We start from the raw sequence: 19,095 nt of genomic DNA on the forward strand, positions 1-19,095 counted from the left end.
GGGAGGACGAAAGATGGACGCATTTTATTTTTATAATCCAGTAAAAATTCATTTTGGAGAAGGAGCAATTAGAGCACTAAAGGACGAGATGAAGCCATATAAGAAGGTTTTGCTTACTTATGGTAAAGGCAGCATCAAGAAAAACGGCATTTACGATAAAGTTATGGAAGCACTTGAAGGCAAAGAAGTTTATGAACTTTCAGAAATAATGCCAAACCCAAGAGTTGAGAAAGTTTATGAAGGCATCAAACTTGTAAAAGATCATGACATTGATTTCATCCTAGCAGTTGGCGGCGGCTCAACTATAGACTGCTCTAAGGCAATAGCTGCTGGCGCAAAAACTGACGAAGATTTTTGGAAGAAATATTTTATCAACAAAGACGAAGTTTTAGACGCAACACCATTAGGAAGTGTATTGACAATGGCTGGAACAGGCAGTGAAATGGATAACGGCGGCGTTATCACTAACTGGGAAGAACAATTGAAGCTAAGCTTCGGAGGTGACCCATGCTATCCAAAATTCTCAATCCTTGACCCAACATACACATACTCATTACCAAAGCATCACTTAATCAGCGGTACAGTAGATATGTTTAGCCATGTTATGGAAGAATATTTCTCAATGCCAGACGAAGAGAATACTACAGACGAAATAAGCGAAGCACTTATGAGAACCATAATCGAAAATATTTATATAGCCTTAGATGACCCAAGAAATTATAGAGCAAGAGCAAATCTTATGTGGGCATCAACACTTGCAATCAACGGACTTACATCACTTAGCAAACGTTCAGACTGGCTAAGCCACAGACTTGAACATACAGTATCAGCCTTCTATGACGTTTCACATGGCATGGGACTTGCAGTAATGCATCCAAATTATTTAAAATACGTATACAAAGGACATGAAAAGAAATTTAGAAGATGGGCAGAAAATGTTTGGAAGATGGACACATCAAAGATGACAGACGACGAAGCCGCAATCAAGTCCATAGAAAGATTACAAGAGTTCTTCAAATCCATCGGCGCGCCAACAACACTTAAAGAATTAGGAGTGCAAAGGGATAAAATTGAAGACATGGCAAAGAAGACAGGCGTTTACAAGACAAGCTATTCAGATTTAAAATTACAAGACGTAATTAAAATTTACGAACAAGCATACGAATAAAATATATAAAAATATATAAAAATATATAAAGGAAGATAATTTTAATTGAAAGACATTATTACACAGAGACTAATCTTAAGAGACGCAAGCGTAAGCGATGCCGAAGATATGTTTGAATACGCAAAGCTAGAAGAAGTGACAAAACATCTTTCTTGGAAGCCGCATCAAACAGTCAAAGACTCAGAAAAAATCCTTGATGCACTAAGCAAAGAAGCAAAGGAAAAAGACTCCTACGTATTAAAAGCCATAGTCCTAAAAGAAAATAATAAAATGATAGGAACCATAGACGCGAGAATCTTTGACGAGGGACAAAAAGATGCCGAGTTCGGTTACTGCCTAAATCCAAAGTATTGGAACAAAGGCTACACGAGCGAAGCACTTAAAGCCTTTATGCAAGCACTTCACAAAGAATGCAGCATTGAAAATATATTCGGCTCATTTGAAAGAGAAAATATAGCTTCAAAGAGAGTAATGCAAAAGAATGAAATGTATTATTACGAAACAGTGAAGAGGAACTTTAAAAACAAGGGGGAAGTGGAGCTCATACGCTATAAGGAACTTAATATTTCTTGCTAAGTGTGAAGCACTAAGGTTCTCGTACATTTATGTACGAGGTTCTTCTTTTATCTAAGAAATTAATGTGCATTGTATACAAAGTATAATAAAAATAAATAAGAAAATCATAGTAAGAAGCAGTGGACCAATGGCTCACTGCTTTTTTATGCTCATTTAAAAGCTATGTATCAAAGATAAATATCAATAAAAACTATTGTTAAGAAAAAAATAAATTTATTTAAAAAAAGTACTTGACAAAGTAAAAAATAAATGGTAGAATGGATAAGTCATCTGGAAAGACTCCAGAAGGCAAGCAAAACTGAATAAAAGTGAAAAGAACGATTTAAACCAATCAATTTTTTTATTGATTAAAAATAATTTCGAATTTAAGAGCCAAGGTTAACTTGGGATTAAATAAACCATTTAATCGAGAGTTTGATCCTGGCTCAGGACGAACGCTGGCGGCGTGCTTAACACATGCAAGTCGAACGATGAAAGAGAATCCGATCTCTTCGGAGTGAAGAATCTCTGGATTAGTGGCGGACGGGTGAGTAACGCGTGAGCAATCTGCCTTACACAAAGGGATAGCCTCGGGAAACCGGGATTAATACCATATGATATCTATTAACCGCATGGTTTATAGATTAAGGAATTTCGGTGTAAGATGAGCTCGCGTCCCATTAATTAGTTGGTGAGGGTAACGGCCCACCAAGATAGCGATGGGTAGCCGATCTAAGAGGATGACCGGCCACATTGGAACTGAGAAACGGTCCAAACTCCTACGGGAGGCAGCAGTGGGGAATATTGCACAATGGGGGAAACCCTGATGCAGCGACGCCGCGTGAGCGATGAAGGCTTTCGAGTCGTAAAGCTCTGTCCTATGGGAAGATAATGACGGTACCATAGAAGAAAGCCCCGGCTAATTACGTGCCAGCAGCCGCGGTAATACGTAAGGGGCGAGCGTTGTCCGGAATTATTGGGCGTAAAGAGTGCGTAGGCGGCAAATTAAGTCAGATGTGAAAACTAAGGGCTCAACCCATAGATTGCATCTGAAACTGATATGCTTGAGTCAAGGAGAGGAAAGTGGAATTCCTAGTGTAGCGGTGGAATGCGTAGATATTAGGAGGAATACCGGTGGCGAAGGCGACTTTCTGGACTTGAACTGACGCTGAGGCACGAAAGCGTGGGGAGCAAACAGGATTAGATACCCTGGTAGTCCACGCCGTAAACGATGAGTGCTAGGTGTCTGCTCATACGAGTAGGTGCCGTACGTTAACACATTAAGCACTCCGCCTGGGGAGTACGTACGCAAGTATGAAACTCAAAGGAATTGACGGGGACCCGCACAAGCAGCGGAGCATGTGGTTTAATTCGAGGCTACGCGAAGAACCTTACCAGGACTTGACATACCAAGGAAAGTTTTTAGAGATAAAAGCCCTAGATTTATCTACCTTGGATACAGGTGGTGCATGGTTGTCGTCAGCTCGTGTCGTGAGATGTTGGGTTAAGTCCCGCAACGAGCGCAACCCTTACATTTAGTTACTAACAGGTAGTGCTGAGGACTCTAGATGGACTGCCGATGACAAATCGGAGGAAGGTGGGGATGACGTCAAATCATCATGCCCTTTATGTCCTGGGCTACACACGTGCTACAATGGTCGGTACAAAGAGAAGCGAAATAGCGATATCAAGCAAACCTCAAAAAACCGATCCCAGTTCGGATTGATCTCTGCAACTCGAGATCATGAAGCCGGAGTTGCTAGTAATCGCAGATCAGAATGCTGCGGTGAATGCGTTCCCGGGTCTTGTACACACCGCCCGTCACACCATGGGAGTAGGCAATACCCGAAGCCTGTGAGCTAACCGTAAGGAGGCAGCAGTCGAAGGTAGGGTCAATGACTGGGGTGAAGTCGTAACAAGGTAGCCGTATCGGAAGGTGCGGCTGGATCACCTCCTTTCTAAGGAGAACATTAGTTCTTTTCACTTTGGGCTTTGCTTAAATAAAATATCCAAACAAAAGAAGATATGAAAAATATCTATTTATCCATGGGGGTGTAGCTCAGTTGGGAGAGCACCTGCCTTGCAAGCAGGGGGTCAGGAGTTCGAATCTCCTCATCTCCACCATGGCATTTCAAAAGAAAAGCCAAAACCAAATAAAACTTAATAACCATAATCAAATGAAAACGAAACGACATTTATAAAGAAAATAAATACAGTAAATTTTAACAATAAGCGTTAAAGGATTTTATAAAAAATAGGTCAAGTTACTAAGAGCGCAGGGCGAATGCCTTGGCACCAAGAGGCGAAGAAGGACGTAGAAAGCTGCGAAAAGCTCCCTAGATCTGCAAACAAGAAACGAAAGGGAGATATCCGAATGGGGCAACCCACTTAAGCAAACCTTAAGTATCTATATATGAATAAAATAGTATATAGAAGCAATACCGGGAGAACTGAAACATCTAAGTACCCCGAGGAAAAGAAAGAAACATCGATTTTCAAAGTAGCGGCGAGCGAAATGGAAAGAGCCCGCTTAAAGAAATACTAAAAAGATATCCGAATGATCTTGGAAAAATCATCCAAAGAAAGTGAAAGACTTGTAGGAAAAGATATTAGAATTTCAATAAGCTTAACGAGTACCACAAGGCACGAGAAACCTGGTGGGAACACGGGAGGACCACCTCCCAAGGCTAAATACTACTTGGTGACCGATAGAGAACAGTACCGTGAGGGAAAGGTAAAAAGAACCCCGAAAGGGGAGTGAAATAGAACCTGAAACCCTGCGTTTACAAGCAAAGAAAGCACGTGAAAAGTGCAATCTTGTACTTTTTGTAGAACGGGCCAGCGAGTTACTTTTGTAAGCAAGGTTAAGAAGTTAAGCTTCGAAGCCGAAGAGAAATCAAGTCTTAATAGGGCGAAATAGTTTACAGGAGTAGACCCGAAACCAGGTGACCTATCCATGAGCAGAGTGAAGTTAAAGTAAAATTTAATGGAGGCTCGAACCGGGTGTGGTTTAAAACACATCGGATGACTTGTGGATAGGGGTGAAAAGCCAATCGAACCTGGAGATAGCTGGTTCTCCTCGAAATAGCTTTAGGGCTAGCCTTTAGGATGTTTAATGGAGGTAGAGCTACTGACTGGTTGCGGGGTGTTTATACATTACCAAAACCTATCAAACTCCGAATGCCAAGAAAACAAACCTAAGGAGTCAGACATAGTGGGATAAGCTTCTATGTCAAAAGGGAAAGAGCCCAGACCATCAGCTAAGGTCCCCAAATACCGATTAAGTGGTAAAGGATGTGAAGTTACCCAAACAACTAGGATGTTGGCTTAGAAGCAGCCATACATTTAAAGAGTGCGTAATAGCTCACTAGTCGAGTGACCTTGCGCCGAAGATTTCCGGGGCTAAATCGGATACCGAAGCTGTGGACTCGTAAGAGTGGTAGAGGAGCATTGTGTAATAGATAGAAGCAGTATCGAAAGGCGCTGTGGACGAAACACAAGAGAGAATGCTGGCATAAGTAGCGAGAAGGAGTGTGAGAATCACTCCCGTCGAAAACCTAAGGGTTCCTGAGCAAGGCTCGTCCCCTCAGGGTAAGTCGGGACCTAAGGCGAGGCCGAAAGGAGTAGCCGATGGACAACTAGTAAAAATTCTAGTACTATCAAATATCGTATAAATGAAGCGGGGACACAGAAGGATAAGCTAAGCGTACCAGATGGACGAGTACGCTCAAATAAAAAGGCATGCCAGGACTAATAACCAGGCTAAGCTAATTTATGATGAGGATCGAAAACAAGTAGAGAAGTAGCCGATTTCACACTGTCAAGAAAAGCCGCTAAATAGATAAATGATACCCGTACCGTAAACCGACACAGGTAGGAAAGGAGAGAATCCTAAGACGCGCGGAAGAACCTTTGTTAAGGAACTCGGCAAAATGACCCCGTAAGTTAGCGAGAAGGGGAGCCAGAGCGATCTGGCCGCAGTGAATAGGCCCAAGCGACTGTTTACCAAAAACACAAGTTTCTGCTAAGTCGAAAGACGACGTATAGGAGCTGACACCTGCCCGGTGCTGGAAGGTTAAGGGGAAATGTTAGCAATAGCGAAGCATAGAACTTAAGCCCCAGTAAACGGCGGCCGTAACTATAACGGTCCTAAGGTAGCGAAATTCCTTGTCGGGTAAGTTCCGACCCGCACGAAAGGTGTAACGATTTGGGCACTGTCTCAACAAAGGATCCGGTGAAATTGAAGTAATGGTAAAGATGCCATTTACCCGCGACAGGACGGAAAGACCCCATGGAGCTTTACTGTAGGCTGACATTGGATTTCGGTAGTACATGTACAGAATAGGTGGGAGGCTTAGATCCTGGTACGCCAGTATCAGAGGAGCCGAAAAGTGGGATACCACTCCTGTAGTGCTGGAATTCTAACCTTGAGCCGTAATCCGGTTTAGGGACACTGTCAGTTGGGCAGTTTGACTGGGGCGGTCGCCTCCCAAACAGTAACGGAGGCGTTCAAAGGTTCCCTCAGCACGGACGGAAATCGTGCAAAGAGTACAAAGGCAGAAGGGAGCTTAACTGCGAGATAAACAGATCGAGCAGATGAGAAATCAGGACTTAGTGATCCGGTGGTACCACGTGGAAGGGCCATCGCTCAACGGATAAAAGCTACCCTGGGGATAACAGGCTTATCTCCCCCAAGAGTTCATATCGACGGGGAGGTTTGGCACCTCGATGTCGGCTCGTCTCATCCTGGGGCTGAAGTAGGTCCCAAGGGTTGGGCTGTTCGCCCATTAAAGAGGCACGCGAGCTGGGTTCAGAACGTCGCGAGACAGTTCGGTCCCTATCCGTCGTGGGCGTAGGAAATTTGAAAGGAGCTGTCCTTAGTACGAGAGGACCGGGATGGACAAACCAATGGTTTATGAGTTGTAACGCCAGTTGCATAGCTCAGTAGCTACGTTTGGAAAGGATAAGAGCTGAAAGCATCTAAGCACGAAGCCCCCCTTAAGATAAGATTTCCTTTAAGTAAGACACCTTGAAGACCACAAGGTAGATAGGCAGTAAGTGTAAGAGTAGTAATACTTTGAGCCTAACTGTACTAATATGTCGAAAACTTGATCAAAAGACGCTTATTTAAAGAATTATGGTTATTAAGAAATGTGGCAGCAATAGCAAGAGGGAAACACCCGTAACCATACCGAACACGGAAGTTAAGGCTCTTAACGCTGAAGGTACTTGGTTGGAGACGACCTGGGATAATAGGTAGCCGCCACTTAAAAATGCTTGTGTAGCTCAATGGCAGAGCAACCGGCTGTTAACCGGTAGGTTGTAAGTTCGAGTCTTACCACAAGCGCCAGATAAGCCGGGGTGGCGGAACTGGCAGACGCACAGGACTTAAAATCCTGCGACCCTTAAAGGTCGTATCGGTTCGATTCCGATCCTCGGCACCAAAAAAGAAAAGACATCGCGGGATGGAGCAGCTGGCAGCTCGTCGGGCTCATAACCCGAAGGTCGCAGGTTCAAATCCTGCTCCCGCAACCATAATTATTTGTATAATTTAGTTGCCTTAAAAATTAATACATGCTATAATACATTTACATGGCCCTATGGTCAAGCGGTTCAAGACACCGCCCTTTCACGGCGGTTACCCGGGTTCGAATCCCGGTAGGGTCACCATTTTTATTCAAGTTTAAGAATTTATTAATTTTATATTGACAAATTCTTAAAAATGTATTAATATAGAAGTGTAGTCAGTCAAGAGAAAACATTAACTCACGCACTTGATTACGCTGTATCATGGCGGAGTAGCTCAGTTGGCTAGAGCATTCGGTTCATACCCGAAGTGTCAGGAGTTCAAATCTCTTCTCCGCTACCAAGTTCTTTTTAGAACTAAAGTTAATAGATTTATAATCATGCATGGACGATTAGCTCAGCTGGGAGAGCATCTGCCTTACAAGCAGGGGGTCACAGGTTCGAGCCCTGTATCGTCCACCATGCATGGCCCGGTAGTTCAGTTGGTTTAGAATGCTAGCCTGTCACGCTAGAGGTCGTGGGTTCGAGCCCCATCCGGGTCGCCATAAAAGATTAGGCGACAAATATCGCCTAAGTTGCCGGCGTAGCTCAATTGGTAGAGCAACTGACTTGTAATCAGTAGGTTAGGGGTTCAAGTCCTCCCGCCGGCTCCATATCTTTTAGCATTTAGGAAGAGTACCCAAGTGGCTAAAGGGGGCGGACTGTAAATCCGTTAGCTAAGCTTTCAGTGGTTCAAATCCACTCTCTTCCACCATATGCGGGTGTAGCTCAGTGGTAGAGCCCCAGCCTTCCAAGCTGGTTGCGAGGGTCCGATTCCCTTCACCCGCTCCATAATTCAATATATGCGACTATAGCTCAGCTGGATAGAGCAACGGACTTCTAATCCGTGTGCCGGGGGTTCGACTCCTCCTAGTCGCGCCATTGTTGGGATGTAGCCAAGTCGGTAAGGCACCAGACTTTGACTCTGGCATTCCGTAGGTTCGAGTCCTACCATCCCAGCCATGCGGAGAGGTATCGAAGCGGTCATAACGAGGCGGTCTTGAAAACCGTTTGGGTGCAAGCCCACGTGGGTTCGAATCCCACTCTCTCCGCCATTTTTTTTATTTAAAATGGCTTATGCCGAATAATTTAATAAATATTGGAGAAGTACTCAAGTGGCTGAAGAGGCTCCCCTGCTAAGGGAGTAGGTCCTAATTTACGGGGCGCGAGGGTTCAAATCCCTCCTTCTCCGCCACAATGTGGACCTTTAGCTCAGTTGGTTAGAGCGTCCGGCTCATAACCGGCAGGTCCGGGGTTCGAGTCCCTGAAGGTCCACCAATTTAGGGGTTTAGCTCAGCTGGTAGAGCAACGGTCTCCAAAACCGTGTGCCGAGGGTTCGAAACCTTCAACCCCTGCCATAAGCCTTTTATAGGCTTATTTTTTTAGCTTTTTTATAATTTACTATAAAAATTATTTAGAATGGATGTGTTTTCATGAAGGCGCACGCTTTTTTTGAAACAATTGAAGAAATATTATTAGAGTCTTTAAAAGATGAACTTGATTTAACTCCTAAGCCTGGCTGTGTTGATAGAGATGACTGTGGTCCGCACTCAGACATGGATTATGATGTGTTTTTAAAAAGTATTTCATCTCTTAAAGGCTATTTTTTTGAGATAATGGAGGCATCAAATACAGAAAAAAGTTTTTCTGATACTTTCAATGCGATTAGACCCATTGGCATAAAATATGAAAAGAAGATGTATGAGGCAAGTGGGGGAGTCAATACACATAAGGGCGCAATATTCACTCTTGGCGTGATTGCTTCTGCTATTGGTAAAATTTATTATGACAACAAATACATTAGCGTAAATCTAATTAGTGAATATGTAAAAAAATTGTGTGCGAATATTTTTGACGATTTTAATAAAAAAGAAATGCTGGACTCGAATGGCGCTCGTATTTATAAAAATAATGCTAAGCACTCTGGCATTAGATATGAGGCGAAGCATGGCTTCATGACTGCTCTTGATGCTTATGATTTTTATAAAAACACGAAAGACTTCTTAAAGACTTATGTCTACATCATTTCAATTCTTGATGATACGACAACTATTAATAGAGTAGGTGAATCTGGCCTTAATTTTTCTAAAGATTATGCAAAAAAAGTATTAAATAGTGATAATTTTGATTATGAAATAAAGCTTATGAATAAAGTTTACACTAAGAAAAACATTTCAACTGGAGGCTGCGCTGACACCATTGAACTTGTTTACTTTTTTAAGCACATGGACGAATTTTTAGAAATCTATATGAATAATTTTTTAAATAACAAGGAAGATAGATGGAAAATTATTACAAAAGTTATTGAAGACTATAAAAAACCTATTATCACTCTTAATCTAAATATAAAGGGAATGCATAAGGATAAGGCTGAGTTTGAGCCTATTTACAAGGCTGCGAAAATGTTTTTATCTAATTATAAATTAATTTATGAGGATGAGGATAATTATTCAGCCATTTATCTAGCGAAAAATGATGGGGCTCATGAAAAGAAAAAATTTGTGAACTTAGAGGAAGAATATGATTTTATGCGCTTTGTTGATATTGATGTGATTGATACATCTCTTAAACCTATATCGAGATCTGATTTTGGTCTTCATAAAAGGTCTTGTATTGTTTGCGGAGGCGATAGATTTATTTGTATGCGTGAAGATAGGCATTCGCAAGAGGATTTCAACGCACGATTAGACAAAACTTTATTGAATCTTGACAAATAGGCTCATTTACTATATAATATTATCTATGGAAAAAAGGTTTATGAACATGGCAATCAGGGAGGCAATCAAGGCTTACAAGTTAGGCGAGGTGCCTGTTGGGGCTGTCGTTGTTAAGGATGGAGAAGTGATTTCTAAGGCCTTTAACGAGACCATCACCATGATTGATGCATCTGGTCATGCGGAGATGCTTGCTATAAGACGGGCATGTGAAAAGCTTGAAAACTACAGGCTCACAGGCTGCGATCTCTATGTAACGCTTGAGCCATGCATGATGTGCCTAGGAGCAATTTTGGAAGCGCGTATAAAAAATTTATACATTGGTCTACTTGATTATAAGAAGGGCGCTTGTATTAGCAAAATGCAGCTTCACAACTCATCTCTTAGCTATCACAAGTTAAATGTGTTTTATGAGGAGAGCAAAATTTATAAATTTCTTTTGCAAAACTTTTTCAAGACCTTAAGAAACAAATAGGGAGTGGTATCGAAGAGGTCATAACGGGGCGCACTCGAAATGCGTTAGGGGCCTTGCTCCACGTGGGTTCGAATCCCACCCACTCCGCCAATATAATATATGTGCACTAGTAGCTCAGTTGGATAGAGCAGCGCCCTCCTAAGGCGTGTGCCGGGGGTTCGATTCCTCTCTAGTGCGCCATTTTATTTTTTTTACAAGGAGGTACTTTAGTGAACTTTAAGATAAAAAAGCTTGGCATCATCGCAAGTGTGGCATTTATAGCTCTTGCCATGATCATACTTTTTGTATATAAGAATTTTTTCTCAAGGGTGGAAGTTTTTTCTTCTGGTAAATCTTTGGGTGTATACGCAAGTGTACATAAATTTAATGAAGCTATTGATAATTATAAATCCAAATATGAAGATAGATATGGAGTAGACCTTATAAAGGCAAAATATGAGTTTAATTCAAGTGACAAAGAGCTCAGAAACACTATATCTGAAGACGCTTTTGACATAGACGCTTATTCTATTTTAAAAAATGGTAGAAGCATTTATGCACTTAAGAATGAAGATGCTGCAAATGAGTTTTTGACAGATCTTGAAAACCATTACTATAGTGACAACACCGTGAGCGTAAAAATTAAGGACAATGTTGAAATAAAAAGAGAAAAGATGCCTCTAAGAGCTGTAAAGACTGTAAAAGCAGCGCTTGAAGAGGTATTAGAGAACAATAAATTAAAAAATGAAAACGCTATAAATGTATTACTAACTAAGAAGGAAAATACTGAAGAGGTCATCACTATGCCGGTTGAAAGCCAAGATGATCCATCTCTTCCAAGAGGTGAGACTGTTCTTTCAATGGATGGTGAGGACGGACTTAAAACTGTTAAGAGCATTTCTTATTACGAAAACGACGAGCTTATAAGCAAGGTTGTTTTAGAGGAGAATGTTAAGAAAAAGGCTGCTCCGAAGCTTGTTCTTGTTGGAACTAGAAAGGCTTTGGCTGATGGCAGCTTCATAAAACCTACCAGAGGTGGCTACTCATCAGGCTTTGGAAGAAGATGGGGAAGAATGCACCAAGGCGTTGACATAGACGCTGATTATGGCGACGATGTCTTCTCAGCTGATGGCGGCGTTGTAAGCTTTGCTGGAACTTTAGGTACTTACGGTAATCTTATCGAGATAGACCACCAAAACGGCTACAAGACTAGATATGCTCACCTAAGCAGTATAAATGTTTCCAAGGGAGACACTTTAACTAAGGGTGAGTTTATAGGCAAGGTTGGCGCGACTGGTAGAGTAACTGGTCCGCATCTACATTTTGAAGTTATTGTCAATGGCAAGGCTCAAGACCCAATGAATTACTTAAGAGGCAATTAAAATGAAGAAATTTATATTATTAGCACTTGTTCTTTTAATGAGCCTAAGTTTATTCTCGTGCACAAAGAAGATAGAATACAACGAAGCAAAGGACATAGCTCATAAGTATATGGAAGCACTTAGAAGTGCTGATGGTGACGTGCTTTTTGAAGCAGCTAAGCTTAAAAATCAAAAGCAAATTGAAAAAGAAGCTTTTCAAAGATCTTTGACTCAAACTCTTAAAAAGATAGGCGAGTTCAAAGAGGGCAAGGACGAAAAATTTGATTATATTGAAAATACTTATGTATTGTCAAGTGAAGACAGATTTACTTATAGGATGACTACATCCATTATAGAGCTTAACAAGTCAGGCGGCTTAAATAACGCATACTTTATGCTTAAAGAGCCAATTTGTGAAGATAATGACATTTTCAAAGAAGAAAGTTTTATTTTAGACAACGATGGAGCGAAGATGTATGGCGCTCTTACCATTCCAAAGGATTTTACTTCTAAGAAAGTTGTATTTATGATGCAAGGCTCTGGCCCACAAGATATGGACGAAACAGTTGGTCTAAACGGCAACAAGCCATTTAGAGATCTTGCGCATGGTCTTGCAAAGCTGGGTGTAGCAACGCTTAGAATTGACAAGAGATACGTAAATAACGCGCCCAAGGAATACACAGTTGATGAAGAAGTTTTATCGGACGCAAAACTTGCTATAGAGGAGCTTAAGAAAGACTCTAGATTTGATGATGTTTATGTACTTGGCCACTCACTTGGAGCGATGCTTGCACCAAGAGTTGCCAAAGAAGAGGGCTTGAATAAGGTAGCAATGCTTTCTGCATCGACTATGAAGTTTACTGACATAATTTATACGCAGCAAATGGAGTATCTTGACTCGGGCGAAGTAAGCCAATCTGTTGCTGATTTTCAAAAGAAAGAGATCACTAAGATTAAAGAGCAAATCGATGCGATGACAGAAAAGACTAAGGGTAACTTCTTTAGTATGCCTGCTTCTTATGTTTATTCAGTTAACCAAGTGAGTCCAGTAGATGACATAAAATCATCAAACTTTGACGTATTTATAGCGCATGGCTCAAAGGACTTCCAAGTGAAGAAAGATGAGCTTGATAAGTTTGAAAAAGCCTTGAATGGTAGAGAGCATGTCATATACAAGCTATACGAGGGGCTTAATCATCTTATGATGCCAGAGGATTCAGATGAGCTTTCAGTAGAAATATATGACAAAGAAAATCACATAAGTCAAGACGTAATCAATGATTTAGCAGAATTTTTTAAATAAGAGATTTTGGCGAATAGAGATATTCGCCTTTTTTAATAAGGAGGTCACATGTTAAAGGCGATTGCATTTGCATTAATATTCTTAGGAACATCCTTGCAGCTTCCTAGCAAGATTGAATCATATAAGAAAGAAAGAAACGCAGAAAATTTATTGGAGATGCTAGCTTATCTACTAATAGCGCTAGGATCGTTCTTACTAGCGCTTGGATATTGCTTTGGATAAAATTAATATATGTATATGAGAGACTATTGATGAGTCTCTTTTTAATGTCTTTGGGTATATATAAATAGCTTAGTATAAGAAGAGGTGTATTATTATGAAAACTGTAGAGAGACCTTGGTTTAAAGCATTTAAATTCTTAGGCATATGTTTCGGAATTCCATTAACAATAATTGGATTATTTACTTATATATATTGGAAGAATATTGCATTTTTAATAAATGGATTCATATGGTTATTTATTTCTATGGCCTTTTTGTGCAAAGCACTTATTGAATATTATAAATTAAAAAAATTAAAAGATAGTGGAGTTAAGTATAAGTGCACGATTAATAAAGTAATCCCTCTTAACTATATAAGATTTGTTCCATATATAGTATCAAAAGTTGAATGCACATATGAGATCGATGGAATTACATATGAAATTTTGGATGGACCATATCTTTTCCTTCCATTTGAAAAAGAAGAAAAACTATCAGCTTTTGCCTACATAGGAAAAAATAAAAGTATGCTTGTTTTGTCAAGGATATAGCGTAAGAAGCAATTTGCTTTTTACGCTTTTTCTTAACTATTAATAGCTTTTGGGTATATATAATTTAGGTGATTGTATGAAAAATATGAATGAAAATATAAATTTAGCTGATGAACTATACGATAAAATCGAGAAGGAACTTGGCAAGCTTAAGAAGGTGAAGATACTTGTACTAGGCAAAACTGGTGCAGGTAAATCGACTCTTATCAATGCCTTGTTCCGTGAGGATATATTAAGGACAGGCGTTGGATATCCCATGACTAAAAACATTGTCAAGGTAGAGAAGGACGGCGTGCCTCTTACTTTATATGACACACGTGGACTTGAGCTTGATAACGACTCGCGCCTTGAAGTATACAAGGAAGTCGCAAAATTCGCCCGTGAAATGCAAATGAAGGGTGATGAGGAAAAACTTAATCTCATCTACTTTTGCATCAATGCCCAAGGACTTAGGATAGAGAAGGAAGAGGAAGAGCTCATACGTACGCTTAGTAAAGAGAATAAAGTCATCATAGTGCTTACAAAATTCTTCTCTGAAGAGGCGAAAGATTTTTACTCTTTTATTAAAAATATGAATATGGGTGAGTTTGCCATAGCTCCAGTACTTGCAAAGAACCTTAAGATTAACCATGATAATATTATTTTAGCACATGGGCTTGATGACCTTGTTAAAATGAGTATGGACGCGCTTGAAGAGGAGTACCAAATATCTTTTAACAATGCCCAACATGCAGATTTAAAGCTAAAAGCAGAAAAGGCGCGCAGTTGGGCGAAAAAATACATTGCCTCAAGCTTTGGAGTTGGCTTCGTTCCAATACCATTCTCCGATGCATCGGTGCTGGTACCCATGGAGCTAACCATGCTTGCTCATATCACAGCCATATTTGGAGTGCCTGTTAATAAAAAGAGACTCGCTTCATTAGTCGCAGGTATCGGCGGAACCATGGGCGCAACCTATCTTGGTCGCTTCATAGTAAGTAACGCATTAAAATTCTTTCCAGGTGCGGGAACCGTTGTCGCTGGTCTAATAAGCGGCACAACTGCTTCAGCTATCATGGCTTCCCTTGCCTTTGCCTATATCGAAGTACTTACAGTTCTTCTTAAAAAAGCAAAGTCGGGTGACGACATAGATGATAAAGAATTAGAAGAACTATTAAAAAAGCTCTATAAAAATAATTTAAAGAATCACAAAAAGCTTAAATAAATTAAGACCTTAAGAGTTAATTCTCCTAAGGTCTTTTACTTTGCTTATAAAACTAATTATCTATAAATGAACCAAACTAAAACGTATCCGACTAAGACTGCTGTCAATGTGAACGGCACGCTCATCTTCATAAAGTCTTTGTTCTCAACAGTGTAGCCCGCTTCCTTAAGTATGCCAAGTGAAGCGATGTTTGCTGAAGCACCTATTGGCGTGATGTTTCCTCCAAGTGTCGCGCCGCTTAGTAGCCCGAAATAAAATACTGTCATGTCAAATGGCACGTGCGTTGAAATTACTGAAAGAACTGGCAGCATTGTCGCAACATAAGGGATGTTATCAACGAAGGCACTGATCAAGACGCTGCCCCAAACAAGTGCTGTATATAATAAAAGCGGTCTGTCTGCTAGCTTTATGAATAGCTTTGCGATTTCATCGATAACTCCAGCGTTTTCAATACCAGATATAATTATGAATAGTCCTGCAAGTAAGCCAAGTGTGTTGAAGTCGATTTCGCTTGCAACAGTCTTTATTATGGATGAATCTCTATGTCTTAGTAGGTGATAAATTACACCAAACACAGCTACGCCAACGCAGATAAGGCCGTTTAGTATATCTATCTTTTCTTCTTGCGGAATAAATGATGCGAAAATCAATAAAACTATCATAAGTATAACTAAGTATGTTGGCATCATGTCTTTAACTTTGGTTACTTCGATCGCATCAACCTTGCCCTTCATGTCTCTAATTGCAAAATAAATGAAGGCAGTAGCAACTATTGCCGAGATTTGAACTATCCAGAACATACCCATGTGTCCATGATATACGAAGAAGTCGAAGAAAGTCATGTTTAATGCACTTCCTAAAAGTATTGAAGATGTATCGCCAACCAAAGTTGCCGCACCTTGTAAATTTGATGAAATCGATATTGCTATAATCATTTTAACTGGCGATATCTTTAATTTTTTCGCTAAGCTCATCGCAACGGGTGCTATCATTAAAACGGTAGCAACGTTGTCGATGAAGGCTGATACAAAGCCAGCGAACAAGGATAAGAAAAGTATTATTAGCCTTATGTCCTTAACCTTGTTTATGATAAGGTCCGCAAGTCTTGTTGGCATCAAGCTTTCGGAGAACAAGGATACAAGCATCATAGTTCCACCTATCATTAAAAGTACGTTGAAATCGATAGCACCCCAAATTGTATTAACAGGCACTATATTTAAAATTATAAAAACAAGCGCACTTATGCCGACAACGAGCGGCCTATGATTAACAAATTTAATCATGAATATGTAAGTTATGATGAAAAGTGCAGCTGCGAGTATGAGTTTATCCATATTGTCCTCCTTTATATATATTAACTAGATTATTATATATATAATTATAAAAAATGTCAAGGAGTTCGCAGCTCATATTGATTTTTTCATGCATTTGCTGTATTATATTTATAGGTGAAATTATGTTAGAAGAATTAATTTATGAAGATATAGAAAATTTGAATAATATCGTCTTGGTCGATGTGAGAAGCGAAATTGAGTATAAAAACGCTCACATACCAGGCGCCATCAATATACCGATACTTGATAATGATGAGAGATGCGAGGTAGGCACACTATATGATAGGGTGTCTTATGAACTTGCTAAAATAAAGGCCGTTGAATACGTATCGAAAAAACTTCCTGAGCTTTATAAAAAATATTTAGATTTAGAAAAAAATTATGAAGAAATTGTCATATATTGTGATAGAGGTGGATATAGATCGACTGTGCTTGAGAAGACTTTTCGTGCACTTGGCATGCACATCTCAAAGCTTGGCGGTGGTTACAAAGCATACAGAAAATATATAACAAAAAAACTTGACGAATACCTAGATAGGATAAAGGTCCTTAGCTTATACGGTTTAACTGGTACGCATAAGACATATATAATTAGAAGACTTGAGGAAGATGGCATAAAAGTTTTGGATTTAGAAAAGTATGCGAATCATAGAGGATCCATCTTTGGATCAGTTGGCTTAAAGGAAAAAGTTTCGCAAAAAATGTTTGACTCATACATCTATGAAGCGATTAAAAAAGATCCTGATGCGACATACATTACAGAGGGCGAATCAAGAAGGATAGGAGACATCATTTTAGATGAAAAACTATATGCCAAGATGCTCAGCTCAGATAAAATACTTATAGAAGCGTCTCTTGATGAAAGAGCAAAAAACATTAGCGAAGATTATTTGCCAAAGGATAATGAAGAAGAAATACTAGAGACTTTTGAAGAATTTAAAAAATTCATTAGCAAGGAAAGATATGAAAAATACAAGGAGATGCTCCTAGCTAAGGATTACATAGAACTTATCAAAGATATGATGAAGAGCTACTACGATCCGAAGTATTCATATAAGAATTACGAGTACATCAAAACATTTAAAGACGCTAGCTACGAGGATATTAAAGAATTTGTCAAAAAGCACTTGACATTGTAATCTAGTTATGCTAAACTATGGATGTAGTATTAAATACTAAGTGGAGGCAATATGAGAGTTAAAATATTAAACAGTCTTAGCGAACTAAAGCTTCCAAGATACAAGGACTTGCCTGACTTTGGTATATATTCAGAGCAGCTAGTCGAGATAGTTAACAAAGCTTTGGAAGCAATGTTTGATGAGGATAACAAACTAACGAAGTCCATGGTCAATAATTATGTCAAGCACAAAATTATGCCGAGCCCAATCAAAAAGCGTTACTTTCGTAATCACATCGTTTATTGCATAGTGATTACTGTTTTGAAAAACATTTTGAGCATAGCAGAGATTGATGAAGGGATTTTGCATGAGCTTAATAAAAGCCCTATAGAAGAATCATACAATTATTTCTGCAATAAAATGGAAGAAGTGATGAGACTCGTTATAAGCATCTTGGATAGGCAAAGCAGCCCTGAAATTAAAGGCAGAGCATCTATTGATATAGATCTTGACAAGAGAAATGGCTTAACACTTGCCATAGTAAGCGTTTGCACCAAAGTTATTACACAAAAACTATTAAAATACGAGCTTTTAAATGCTAAGGAGGACAAATGAGTAAAGTAGGATTAATTATAGATACAGCCTGCGATGTACCTAAGGAAGCGTACGAAAAATTAAATGTAGCTATGCTACCTTTATGGGTTCATTTCTCAGACAAATCATATAGAGATATCTTAGATATAGAAAAAGGCGAGTTTTATGAGCTTCTTGATAAGGAGTTTCCTAAGACAAGTACACCATCGCCAGTAGAGATAAAAGATATAGTTGACAAAGAATTTGCAGACGGCGCAGATGAAGTCATAATCATCACACTATCGTCAAAGCTTAGCGGTGCTAATAACTTAGCAAACCTTATAGCTATGGACTACGATGGAAAGGTAAAAGTTTTTGATACAAAAAATATTGCAATCGGTGCAGGTTTTTACGCATATAGAGCAGCTGAGCTAAGAGATGAAGGCCACAGTGCTGATGAAATCATCAAGATAATGACAGATGATAGAGATAATATGAAGTCAAAGACATACTTTGCTATACCAGAATTAACTAATCTAATCAATGGCGGAAGGATAGGCAAGGTTCAAGGCGTTATCGGTCAATTTTTAAATATAAAACCAATAATCACATGCAATATGGACGGCGTTTACTATGCAATCGATAAAGTGAGAGGCTTTTCAAAGGCACAAAAGAAACTTATTGAGAGGATAAAAGAAGAGCTAAGTGGTGTAAAAGACTACTACCTAGCTATTTGCCATGGAGCAAATCCAGAAGCATTTAATTTAGTTAAGGAAGCGCTTAAAGACGAAGTAGCTAAGGCAAAAGTATATGTTGAAGAACAAATCGCGCCAACACTAGCAGTACACACAGGCAGAGGCCTTGTAGGCGTTGCATATTATAAATTATAGTTATTAAGCTTAGGAGATAAGTCTCTTAAGCTTTTTTGTTAATATTTTGTAAGATTTAAGTACTTGTATATGGCTTTTATAAGATATATAATATACTTAACGATA

13 protein-coding genes, 19 tRNA genes and 3 rRNA genes are annotated in these 19,095 nt (G+C 39.5%); 34 read left to right on the forward strand and 1 reads right to left on the reverse strand.

What is annotated here, in order from left to right:
* Positions 1-13: 13 nt before the first annotated feature.
* The 31 genes from M1R53_RS01560 (at position 14) to M1R53_RS01710 (ending at position 15,075) form a co-directional block, all read left to right on the forward strand.
* Positions 14-1,168 (forward strand): iron-containing alcohol dehydrogenase, encoded by a 1,155-nt coding sequence (locus tag M1R53_RS01560; protein ID WP_249242843.1) that lies wholly within the window; start codon positions 14-16, stop codon positions 1,166-1,168.
* A 45-nt stretch (positions 1,169-1,213) separates the two neighbouring features.
* The gene (locus M1R53_RS01565; RefSeq protein ID WP_249242844.1) at positions 1,214-1,744 is read left to right on the forward strand and encodes a GNAT family N-acetyltransferase; all 531 of its coding nucleotides are present in this window, start codon (positions 1,214-1,216) and stop codon (positions 1,742-1,744) included.
* 402 nt (positions 1,745-2,146) lie between these two features.
* Positions 2,147-3,681: ribosomal RNA gene (locus M1R53_RS01570) — 16S ribosomal RNA — on the forward strand.
* A gap of 90 nt (positions 3,682-3,771) precedes the next feature.
* A tRNA-Ala gene (locus tag M1R53_RS01575) sits at positions 3,772-3,847 on the forward strand.
* A gap of 133 nt (positions 3,848-3,980) precedes the next feature.
* Positions 3,981-6,839: ribosomal RNA gene (locus M1R53_RS01580) — 23S ribosomal RNA — on the forward strand.
* Positions 6,840-6,875: 36 nt separating this feature from the next.
* Positions 6,876-6,992: ribosomal RNA gene (gene rrf, locus M1R53_RS01585) — 5S ribosomal RNA — on the forward strand.
* The 16S, 23S and 5S rRNA genes sit together here with 17 tRNA genes alongside, the layout of an rRNA operon.
* Positions 6,993-6,998: 6 nt before the next feature.
* Positions 6,999-7,073 (forward strand) — tRNA-Asn (locus M1R53_RS01590).
* 5 nt (positions 7,074-7,078) lie between these two features.
* Positions 7,079-7,167 (forward strand) — tRNA-Leu (locus M1R53_RS01595).
* A gap of 15 nt (positions 7,168-7,182) precedes the next feature.
* Positions 7,183-7,258: transfer RNA gene (locus M1R53_RS01600), tRNA-Met, on the forward strand.
* 59 nt (positions 7,259-7,317) lie between these two features.
* Positions 7,318-7,393 (forward strand) — tRNA-Glu (locus M1R53_RS01605).
* Between the two features lie 122 nt (positions 7,394-7,515).
* Positions 7,516-7,592, forward strand: a tRNA-Met gene (locus M1R53_RS01610).
* 43 nt (positions 7,593-7,635) lie between these two features.
* Positions 7,636-7,711 (forward strand) — tRNA-Val (locus M1R53_RS01615).
* Between the two features lie 5 nt (positions 7,712-7,716).
* Positions 7,717-7,794: transfer RNA gene (locus M1R53_RS01620), tRNA-Asp, on the forward strand.
* A gap of 32 nt (positions 7,795-7,826) precedes the next feature.
* Positions 7,827-7,902: transfer RNA gene (locus tag M1R53_RS01625), tRNA-Thr, on the forward strand.
* A gap of 16 nt (positions 7,903-7,918) precedes the next feature.
* Positions 7,919-8,003 (forward strand) — tRNA-Tyr (locus M1R53_RS01630).
* A gap of 3 nt (positions 8,004-8,006) precedes the next feature.
* A tRNA-Gly gene (locus M1R53_RS01635) sits at positions 8,007-8,080 on the forward strand.
* 13 nt (positions 8,081-8,093) lie between these two features.
* Positions 8,094-8,170, forward strand: a tRNA-Arg gene (locus M1R53_RS01640).
* A 4-nt stretch (positions 8,171-8,174) separates the two neighbouring features.
* A tRNA-Gln gene (locus M1R53_RS01645) sits at positions 8,175-8,251 on the forward strand.
* A gap of 3 nt (positions 8,252-8,254) precedes the next feature.
* Positions 8,255-8,343 (forward strand) — tRNA-Ser (locus M1R53_RS01650).
* 46 nt (positions 8,344-8,389) lie between these two features.
* Positions 8,390-8,483: transfer RNA gene (locus tag M1R53_RS01655), tRNA-Ser, on the forward strand.
* A 6-nt stretch (positions 8,484-8,489) separates the two neighbouring features.
* A tRNA-Ile gene (locus M1R53_RS01660) sits at positions 8,490-8,566 on the forward strand.
* 4 nt (positions 8,567-8,570) lie between these two features.
* Positions 8,571-8,646 (forward strand) — tRNA-Trp (locus M1R53_RS01665).
* Between the two features lie 75 nt (positions 8,647-8,721).
* On the forward strand, positions 8,722-10,005 hold the full coding sequence (locus M1R53_RS01670; protein ID WP_249242845.1) for a triphosphoribosyl-dephospho-CoA synthase: 1,284 nt from the start codon (positions 8,722-8,724) through the stop codon (positions 10,003-10,005).
* A 40-nt stretch (positions 10,006-10,045) separates the two neighbouring features.
* The gene (locus M1R53_RS01675; protein ID WP_249242846.1) at positions 10,046-10,477 is read left to right on the forward strand and encodes a nucleoside deaminase; all 432 of its coding nucleotides are present in this window, start codon (positions 10,046-10,048) and stop codon (positions 10,475-10,477) included.
* A tRNA-Ser gene (locus tag M1R53_RS01680) sits at positions 10,478-10,567 on the forward strand.
* A 13-nt stretch (positions 10,568-10,580) separates the two neighbouring features.
* Positions 10,581-10,657, forward strand: a tRNA-Arg gene (locus tag M1R53_RS01685).
* A 29-nt stretch (positions 10,658-10,686) separates the two neighbouring features.
* A complete protein-coding gene (locus M1R53_RS01690) occupies positions 10,687-11,838 on the forward strand; it encodes a peptidoglycan DD-metalloendopeptidase family protein (RefSeq protein WP_249242847.1) in 1,152 nt (383 codons plus the stop codon).
* A gap of 1 nt (position 11,839) precedes the next feature.
* Positions 11,840-13,120: an alpha/beta hydrolase family protein gene (locus tag M1R53_RS01695; protein WP_249242848.1), complete on the forward strand. Its 1,281-nt coding sequence runs from the start codon at positions 11,840-11,842 to the stop codon at positions 13,118-13,120.
* A 48-nt stretch (positions 13,121-13,168) separates the two neighbouring features.
* On the forward strand, positions 13,169-13,342 hold the full coding sequence (locus M1R53_RS01700; protein WP_249242849.1) for a hypothetical protein: 174 nt from the start codon (positions 13,169-13,171) through the stop codon (positions 13,340-13,342).
* A gap of 94 nt (positions 13,343-13,436) precedes the next feature.
* Entirely contained in the window at positions 13,437-13,871 is a 435-nt protein-coding gene (locus M1R53_RS01705; RefSeq protein WP_249242850.1) for a hypothetical protein, read from the forward strand.
* A gap of 76 nt (positions 13,872-13,947) precedes the next feature.
* Entirely contained in the window at positions 13,948-15,075 is a 1,128-nt protein-coding gene (locus tag M1R53_RS01710; protein ID WP_249242851.1) for a YcjF family protein, read from the forward strand.
* A gap of 56 nt (positions 15,076-15,131) precedes the next feature.
* Here M1R53_RS01710 and M1R53_RS01715 read toward each other — a convergent pair whose 3' ends face one another.
* Positions 15,132-16,409, reverse strand: a complete 1,278-nt coding sequence (locus M1R53_RS01715; RefSeq protein ID WP_249242852.1) for an ArsB/NhaD family transporter — start codon at positions 16,407-16,409, stop codon at positions 15,132-15,134.
* 122 nt (positions 16,410-16,531) lie between these two features.
* Between M1R53_RS01715 and mnmH the strand changes: the two genes are divergently transcribed.
* The 3 genes from mnmH to M1R53_RS01730 are packed head-to-tail and all read left to right on the forward strand — an operon-like array spanning position 16,532 to position 18,990.
* Positions 16,532-17,548 carry a tRNA 2-selenouridine(34) synthase MnmH gene (mnmH, locus tag M1R53_RS01720; protein ID WP_249242853.1) on the forward strand — a complete coding sequence of 339 codons (1,017 nt, stop codon included), beginning with the start codon at positions 16,532-16,534 and terminating at the stop codon, positions 17,546-17,548.
* 51 nt (positions 17,549-17,599) lie between these two features.
* On the forward strand, positions 17,600-18,142 hold the full coding sequence (locus tag M1R53_RS01725; RefSeq protein ID WP_019215041.1) for a DUF1836 domain-containing protein: 543 nt from the start codon (positions 17,600-17,602) through the stop codon (positions 18,140-18,142).
* Positions 18,139-18,990 carry a DegV family protein gene (locus M1R53_RS01730; RefSeq protein WP_085840613.1) on the forward strand — a complete coding sequence of 284 codons (852 nt, stop codon included), beginning with the start codon at positions 18,139-18,141 and terminating at the stop codon, positions 18,988-18,990. The genes M1R53_RS01725 and M1R53_RS01730 overlap by 4 nt, the downstream gene beginning before the upstream one ends.
* The last annotated feature ends 105 nt before the right edge of the window (positions 18,991-19,095 follow it).

The sequence above is a fragment of the Fenollaria massiliensis genome, assembly GCF_023347705.1.
In the GTDB taxonomy this organism is placed as follows: domain Bacteria; phylum Bacillota; class Clostridia; order Tissierellales; family Peptoniphilaceae; genus Fenollaria; species Fenollaria massiliensis.

What these genes read in the sequence shown, in the direction of transcription:
- M1R53_RS01675 (WP_249242846.1), top strand. Translation starts at nt 10,046, where the DNA reads ATGAACATGGCAATCAGGGAGGCAATCAAGGCTTACAAGTTAGGCGAG.
- M1R53_RS01695 (WP_249242848.1), top strand. Translation starts at nt 11,840, where the DNA reads ATGAAGAAATTTATATTATTAGCACTTGTTCTTTTAATGAGCCTAAGT.
- mnmH (WP_249242853.1), top strand. Translation starts at nt 16,532, where the DNA reads ATGTTAGAAGAATTAATTTATGAAGATATAGAAAATTTGAATAATATC.
- M1R53_RS01725 (WP_019215041.1), top strand. Translation starts at nt 17,600, where the DNA reads ATGAGAGTTAAAATATTAAACAGTCTTAGCGAACTAAAGCTTCCAAGA.
- M1R53_RS01730 (WP_085840613.1), top strand. Translation starts at nt 18,139, where the DNA reads ATGAGTAAAGTAGGATTAATTATAGATACAGCCTGCGATGTACCTAAG.
- M1R53_RS01710 (WP_249242851.1), top strand. Translation starts at nt 13,948, where the DNA reads ATGAAAAATATGAATGAAAATATAAATTTAGCTGATGAACTATACGAT.
- M1R53_RS01700 (WP_249242849.1), top strand. Translation starts at nt 13,169, where the DNA reads ATGTTAAAGGCGATTGCATTTGCATTAATATTCTTAGGAACATCCTTG.
- M1R53_RS01670 (WP_249242845.1), top strand. Translation starts at nt 8,722, where the DNA reads ATGAAGGCGCACGCTTTTTTTGAAACAATTGAAGAAATATTATTAGAG.
- M1R53_RS01560 (WP_249242843.1), top strand. Translation starts at nt 14, where the DNA reads ATGGACGCATTTTATTTTTATAATCCAGTAAAAATTCATTTTGGAGAA.
- M1R53_RS01705 (WP_249242850.1), top strand. Translation starts at nt 13,437, where the DNA reads ATGAAAACTGTAGAGAGACCTTGGTTTAAAGCATTTAAATTCTTAGGC.
- M1R53_RS01715 (WP_249242852.1), bottom strand. Translation starts at nt 16,409, where the DNA reads ATGGATAAACTCATACTCGCAGCTGCACTTTTCATCATAACTTACATA.